7 protein-coding genes and 1 pseudogene are annotated in these 6,983 nt (G+C 40.3%); 3 read left to right on the forward strand and 5 right to left on the reverse strand.

Annotated elements, in window-relative coordinates:
• Positions 1-9: 9 nt before the first annotated feature.
• Entirely contained in the window at positions 10-381 is a 372-nt protein-coding gene (locus tag H5181_RS16640; protein ID WP_011636956.1) for a diacylglycerol kinase, read from the reverse strand.
• 408 nt (positions 382-789) lie between these two features.
• Between H5181_RS16640 and H5181_RS16645 the strand changes: the two genes are divergently transcribed.
• Positions 790-1,638 carry a DNA ligase gene (locus H5181_RS16645; RefSeq protein WP_182751557.1) on the forward strand — a complete coding sequence of 283 codons (849 nt, stop codon included), beginning with the start codon at positions 790-792 and terminating at the stop codon, positions 1,636-1,638.
• 168 nt (positions 1,639-1,806) lie between these two features.
• Entirely contained in the window at positions 1,807-2,292 is a 486-nt protein-coding gene (locus H5181_RS16650; protein WP_011636958.1) for a low molecular weight protein-tyrosine-phosphatase, read from the forward strand.
• Between the two features lie 152 nt (positions 2,293-2,444).
• Here the strand turns inward: H5181_RS16650 and ylqF are convergent, their stop codons facing one another.
• Positions 2,445-3,386, reverse strand: coding sequence for a ribosome biogenesis GTPase YlqF (ylqF, locus tag H5181_RS16655; RefSeq protein WP_011636959.1), 942 nt, complete (start codon positions 3,384-3,386; stop codon positions 2,445-2,447).
• A 130-nt stretch (positions 3,387-3,516) separates the two neighbouring features.
• Positions 3,517-4,356, reverse strand: a complete 840-nt coding sequence (locus H5181_RS16660; RefSeq protein WP_011636960.1) for an isopenicillin N synthase family oxygenase — start codon at positions 4,354-4,356, stop codon at positions 3,517-3,519.
• A gap of 162 nt (positions 4,357-4,518) precedes the next feature.
• Between H5181_RS16660 and H5181_RS16665 the strand changes: the two genes are divergently transcribed.
• Positions 4,519-5,436 (forward strand): bifunctional methionine sulfoxide reductase B/A protein, encoded by a 918-nt coding sequence (locus H5181_RS16665; protein ID WP_182751558.1) that lies wholly within the window; start codon positions 4,519-4,521, stop codon positions 5,434-5,436.
• Between the two features lie 403 nt (positions 5,437-5,839).
• Here H5181_RS16665 and H5181_RS20930 read toward each other — a convergent pair.
• Positions 5,840-6,471, reverse strand: a pseudogene (locus H5181_RS20930) (SulP family inorganic anion transporter).
• Positions 6,472-6,702: 231 nt separating this feature from the next.
• Positions 6,703-6,983: hypothetical protein (locus tag H5181_RS16675; RefSeq protein WP_182751559.1), on the reverse strand; the 281-nt coding region annotated here is incomplete at its 5' end.

Here is a 6,983-nt window from a genome sequence, read left to right on the forward strand (position 1 = left end):
TGGCCGTTACTAAAACAATAATGGCCAAATAACGATGCTCCAAGTGATTGCACATAATACCAAACTGAGAAAGACTGCTGCAGAAGCAATGTCTTTTGCCTGACCACTAAGTGGGTGGATCTCATCACCAACCCGATCAACTACCGCTTCAATAGCGGAGTTTAGCAATTCTACAATCAATACAATTAATACTGTCATGATAAGTAAAATACGTTCAGTACTACTTATATTGAGTAGCAGAGCAATGGGTAACATTAGGCAAGCAAGCACGGTTTCTTGTCTAAATGCCGCTTCGTTTTTCCACGCTGACTTTAGACCTTGCATAGAAAACCCAGTCGCTCGAAACACGCGTTTTAGACCATGATTGTTCTCTGGTTTCATTTTACTCATTATCTTTTTGATGTGAATTCCGTAGATTGTAACATTCCGTTCATATGCTTCCAGCAGTAATTTAGGTCTTATGATGTGCTGTAGAACAAAACAAATATTTATTGTTGTGATGGTATATGCCCTCATTATGCATCGATTTATATCAATATAAGCCCTACCAATGAATGGATAATTATTCTGTTTGTACTACGCTCACCTAACCCTGTCGAGGGTTGAGAATCATTTAAACAGGTGAAAGTCGTATTCATCCACAGATGATAGGCGTTATAGCAGTATTTTAGAGGTTTTACTTGGAAGTGACTCGATGCCGAGAGAGTACAATCATCGGGGGATTGAAATAAATTTTTGAACGAAAATGAAAAAACACTAAATGGATTTAACTTTTAGCAAGGATTGCATATGCGTAAGCTACCGTATCTTTTTATTTTGGTCATTATTTCACTGCATTGTTTTACGATAAAGAGTGAAGTGTTATCAATACCTCCTATTCAGTTGGCAACAAAATATCAACAAGATATAGATGTCACTGAATACTTAGTCAGCGAGAAGCTTGATGGTGTTCGAGGCTACTGGGATGGCAGTAACATGCTGACTCGCAGTGGCCGAAAAGTGGCATTACCTTCATCGTTTACACTGGGTTTTCCTCATACAGCTATTGACGGTGAACTTTGGTTGGGGCGTAATCGATTCGAAGATATTTCAGCATTGGTTCGACGCAAGCAAGTACCTGATAAAGAGTGGCAGGAAGTTAAGTTTATGATGTTTGATTTACCGCGGCATTCAGGCCCTTTTATTGAACGCTACTTAGCGATGAAAATGTTGGCAGAACAAACGGCCTCCATACATTTACAGGTCATTAAGCAGGAGCCGGTGGCTTCAACTGAAGCTCTGTTTACATTGCTTGATTCCATCGTTAATGCTGGTGGTGAAGGATTGATGTTACATTATCAGCAAGCGCATTATGCAGTCGGCCGCAGTGAGTATATTGTTAAGCTCAAACCCAAATATGACGCTGAAGCTGTAGTGATTGGTCATACAGAAGGTAAGGGTAAGTATCGAGGTAAACTAGGTGCGTTAATTGTAAAAACACCTGCGGGGATAGTGTTTAATATCGGCAGTGGTTTAAGCGATAAACAACGAGAAAATCCACCTTTAGTCGGTTCTACCATTACTTATCAATATTTAGGCTTAACTCAAAAAGGGACGCCAAGATTTGCTACTTTTCTGCGACAAAGACTACCGCAATAACGCTTCAAAATTGCTGGCATGTTGCGTTGCGTATCATTGTATAATTAATGGTAAAACTAAATGTAAAACTAAATGTAAAACTACAATTGGTAATGATCATAACCCCAGTTTAGGTATCGGCAATATGATTAAGTGATGACATAAAACTGGTGATAATGGCGGTTATCAATGATCGATGATAAATATCTTTTAAATGTTCGCTCGGTGTTGTTTGTCTGTATGGGTAATATTTGCCGCTCGCCGACGGCAGAGGCAGTGTTTAGGCAACAAATGAAACGTCACTCGCTTCAACTCGACATCGATTCTGCAGGGACTATTGCCTATCATCAAGGGCATGCTCCGGACAGTCGCAGTATTATTGCTGGCAACAAGCGCGGACTTGATTTTTCAGGTATGAAAGCTCGGCAGGTTATCGACGCTGACTTTGAACGATTCGATTTAATTTTAGCGGCAGACTTTGCCAATTTAAATGATTTGAAAGACAGGTGTCCTGCCCATTTACGATATAAATTACAGTTAATATTAAGCTATGGTGATTCGTTAGTCGAAGAAGTGCCTGACCCATATTATGGTGGTGAAAGAGGATTTGAGATGGTTATCAATTTACTTGAAGCCAGTTTAGCTGCATTGGCGATTAAACTAGCTAATCGTTGAAATATAATCAATTAACTAAGGGATTTAACTAAGCTACTTATCTAGGCGACTTAATTATGATTACTTAATTCAGGCTACTTAAGCATGATAGGTCACTCTGAATGATAAGTGCTAGGCCGTCATTGATGTTGACGACCTAGACTTTGTTCGGCTTAATCGTTATAACGTTTACCGGAGCGTTTAAGTTTCTCTTGCTCTATTTTCTGCTGTTTAATGAGTTCTTTCTCAGCTAATTTACGTGCAACTTCCTCTTTTTCTACTTCAGCCATCGCCGGAGTTTCAAGGCTTAAAAGTCCGATTTTCCCTGAGCGGTATTCATGTAGTAATAGTTCAGATACTTTATGGTAATCAACTCGGGCGCCAGGGCGAAGTGCTCCGCGAGAACGACTGATAGCTTCGAGTAATTCGATATCGCTGGCTGGTAGCGATTGAAGCTTATAACGTTCACAAATTTCGTCAGGATAGGCTTCAAGGAAATAGCCAGCAGCAAACATTGCCACATCTTCGTATTCCATAGCGGTATCTTTAATTGCACCGGTGACAGCAAGGCGATAGCTACTGGCTTCGTTGTCCACTTTTGGCCATAAAATGCCCGGAGTATCCGATAGTACGATTCCGTTACGTAAGTTAATACGTTGCTGACGTCTTGTGACTGCAGGTTCATTACCCGTTTTAGCTATAGTGCGACCCGCTAAGGTATTAATAATTGTAGATTTACCGACGTTAGGAATACCCATGATCATGGTGCGAATGTCTTTTTCCATGATGTCACGGTGTGGCACCAGTTTACGGCAAAGATCAGGAATGCTTTTTACCATACTGGGTTGTAAACTTGTGATTGCTGATGCCTGAACGCCTTGTTCACGTTCTAGGTATTCAATCCATTGGGCGGTAACCTTAGGATCGGCTAAATCAGATTTATTCAGTAATTTAATGCAGGGTTTATCACCACGTAGTTGTGACACCATCGGATTTTCACTGCTGTATGGAATACGTGCATCGAGCACTTCAATAACGAGATCCACTTGAGGCATTGCCTCCTCGATCTCTTTACGTGCTTTGTGCATGTGTCCTGGATACCACTGAATTGCCATGATGTTGCCTTATAAACCGGAGAGTAAATACAATAAATACAAAAGTGATATTCTACCTCGTTAGCAGATTAAATGCATAAAAAAAGCGCCCGAAGGCGCTTAGTATCATTGTTAAATGAAGCATTAATGTTTAAATAACGCCTAATTCACGTAATCTTTCCTGTAAATAGCTGTCTGCGGTATAACGCTCTGATAGTACTACTTCTGGATTAGGGTGCAAAAACAGCGGTAATGAAATCCGTGATTTGGTTTTGTCTGTCCCTTCAGGATTGATTACCCTGTGTGAAGTGGAAGGGAAATAACCACCAGATGCTTCTTGCAGCATGTCACCGATGTTAATAATGATGCTGCCAAAATCGCTAGGTACGTCAATCCATTCACCTGTTTTGGTTTTCACTTGTAATCCAGGTTCATTTGCTGCAGGTAATATAGTGATGAGGTTAATGTCCTCATGCGCTGCTGCACGGATAGCGCCCATTTCTTCATCACCTTTCATTGGTGGATAATGTAAAATCCGCAACAAGGTTTGTTGGCTTTGAGCAATCATGTCTGGTAATGGAATAGAATATTTTTCCGCAACATCTGCCGGTGTATATTTTTCAATCCAACTGAGTAATTCCGCAGCTAGGGTATTGGCATGTTCATAATATGCAAGAATATTGGCTCTAAGTGAATCAGGAATACGGCCCCAAGGATACACATGATAATATTCTTTGATATCTTTTACATTGTTACCTTTGGCTGTTTCAGAAATCGATGCAGGAAAAAATCCATCGTGTGTTTCAGACTTGAACAAAAAGTCATGTTTTTGTTCAGACTGAAAGAAGTTGTACCACTCTTTATAAATATCTTCGACAAGTTGCTTTTGAATAGGGTGATTCGATAGTACCCCAAAACCTGTTTCACGAAGTGATTCAACAAAGCGCTCAGCGCTATCTGGTGCTAAGTAATCAATTGTATTTAGTTTCATTATATTTTCTTATTAGTGTGTTGACCCACTGCTAATGGTAACCTTAGTCACACTTTGTCGCAATTCTTTGCGTGTCTTCATGTTGTATTGGTTGAACTGATGCCGCAGATCTCACGTATCCTTTGTTAATATCTGCGACAAACAACTCAATGAGAGCCGACAATGAATGATTTAACCGAATTTGAAAAATATGTTATTGAACAAAAAGGTACTGAACGGCCTTTCAGCGGTGAATATGTTGATCATGATGCACAAGGCGTTTATTTATGTAAAAAGTGCCATGCACCTCTATATAAGAGTGAGCATAAGTTTAATGCCCATTGTGGCTGGCCTGCATTTGATGATGAAATTAAGGGAGCAGTAGAACATACTCCTGATGCCGATGGACATCGAACCGAAATTACCTGTGCACAATGTGGCGGTCATTTAGGCCATGTGTTTGAAGGGGAGCATTTAACAGATAATAATGTTCGTCATTGTGTTAATTCAGTATCGATGATTTTTAAATCTCGTGATGAATTAGCACAATCAAGTTCGGCTAAAACTTCTTACCAAAAGGGGACTTTTGGAGCTGGGTGCTTTTGGTGTGTAGAGGCTATTTTTGCTCAATTTAAAGGCGTGCACAGTGTTAAATCAGGTTATTGTGGCGGTGACGCTAAAGATGCAAATTATGATGCTGTGTGTTCTGGTAAAACCGCGCACGCAGAAGTCATTCATATTGAGTTCGATCCCGCTGTAATTCAATACGACACTCTGCTAAGTGTATTATTTGAAAGCCATGACCCGACAACACTGAATCAGCAGGGCAATGACAAAGGCCCGCAATACCGTTCGGCAATTTTTGTTCATAATAGTGAACAAGCTGATGCCGCCAATAAATTCATCAATACCTTAACTCTGCAGCAAGTATGGCCTAGACCTATTGTGACCGAAATAAGCGCGTTTGACACTTTCTATCCCGCTGAAAATTACCATGATGATTACTTTGCTAAACACGGTCAGCAACCCTATTGCCAATTAGTAGTTAAGCCTAAATTTGATAAAGTCATGAGTAAGTTTGCAGATAAGCGTAAAGTGTAAAGTGTAAACTAAATTTTTTGCTCTTGTGTTAGGGCTAAACATGATAAAAAAGGGGTGATTGAATATTCAGTCACCCCTTTTTTTTATTATATCAATTCCATTAATTATGTGCTTAATCAGAGCCAGTCATGTTTTCCAGTTTGAGGCGCATTGTTGAAAGAATGGTTGTTCCCTTGTAAAACAATGCAACAAAGAAATGGAAAGCCTGAGTAATAGCTCCCGCAGGGCGGGTTTCTGTATCTTCTATGCTGCTTATTGACGTACGACTGCAAGGACGCAGAAGGTAGAGTAACGCAGGACCTGTTGCCGAGAACAACTATGTCTACAAACCTATTACTTGCCTAGAAGGCGCAGAACTCCCGCTGAATGACCAGATAATTATTGGAATTGGTATTATGTCCGTTTAGCCTAATTTATCGTCGGTCACTTTGTTGTGCAGATCTTCAATAAGGTAAACTTCAACCAGATCACGTGCTTTAGGAGTAGGGCTTTACAATCTTGACTTAAGTAACGTAAATGCAGACATTTTCCCCAGCCACATAACGTTTAGCTAAAATATCGATAGCCTCTAATGTTGATTGATCTGCTACTCGTGAATTTTGAAAGTCTATAGTCACACCTTAGTTATCATTTCCAACATCAAATAATTCAAGGAAGTTAGGTTAGCAACTGAGCCAAAGAATAATGGCCCATTTAAGCGATATATTTTCTAGCCATTTGTATCTTCACTTATGTCAATGTTGATGTGTTTTGCATGTTCCCATGCAAACACCAAAGCAGGTACGATAACACCAACAAACACGGCAAAAGCCAGATCGGTAAATACGGTTATACCGTGTTCAATCACTAGTGACTCCATTACTACTGCCATAGCACCTGTAGCGCCGGACATAATCCCCGATCGTCCGCCAATGCGGTGATTAAACCCATAATGAAGGCTGCATATAGTCCTACCATGGGGTCAACATGGGCTACGAATGCAAAGGCAACAGCTTCAGGGATAAGGGCGAGTATCACGGTTAATCGAGATAAAATATCGACTTTACTACTTGTTTAATGGCGAATGAGATCGAACATTTAACCTCTGGTTTTGTATGTAAGTTAATAAAAAGGATGTTTGCTTTAACACAAAAAATTAACCGTTGAATGATAGTGACATCGATTCAATGAGACTAAATGTTAAGTTTTATATTAATATTTCCAATAAAAAAGCCATGCTAAGCATGGCTTTATAAATAATGGGGCGAAGTTAGCCCTTTATTAAGGTTACTCTCCAGGGCGAGTCATATCAGCAGATGCACTGTTATTCTTCGCTACTTTCGGAGCCTTGCTGTCAGTCGCTTGAGCTTCGTAAGTACGTCCTTGAGGTACTGCTTTCTGCTCACGGACATCCACTGTAGGTTTAGTCATGTCAGATGACACCATAGAACCAAAGCGACTTACCTTTACAGGGGCTTTGGTTGATGGCGCTGCTTCAGTAGATACTGCCTCTGCTATTGTCGCCGCGACTTCTTTTACGACTTCAGGTTTAGCTTGACGCACAATTG

The sequence above is a fragment of the Shewanella sp. SG44-2 genome, from assembly GCF_014164215.1.
Lineage (GTDB): Bacteria > Pseudomonadota > Gammaproteobacteria > Enterobacterales > Shewanellaceae > Shewanella > Shewanella frigidimarina.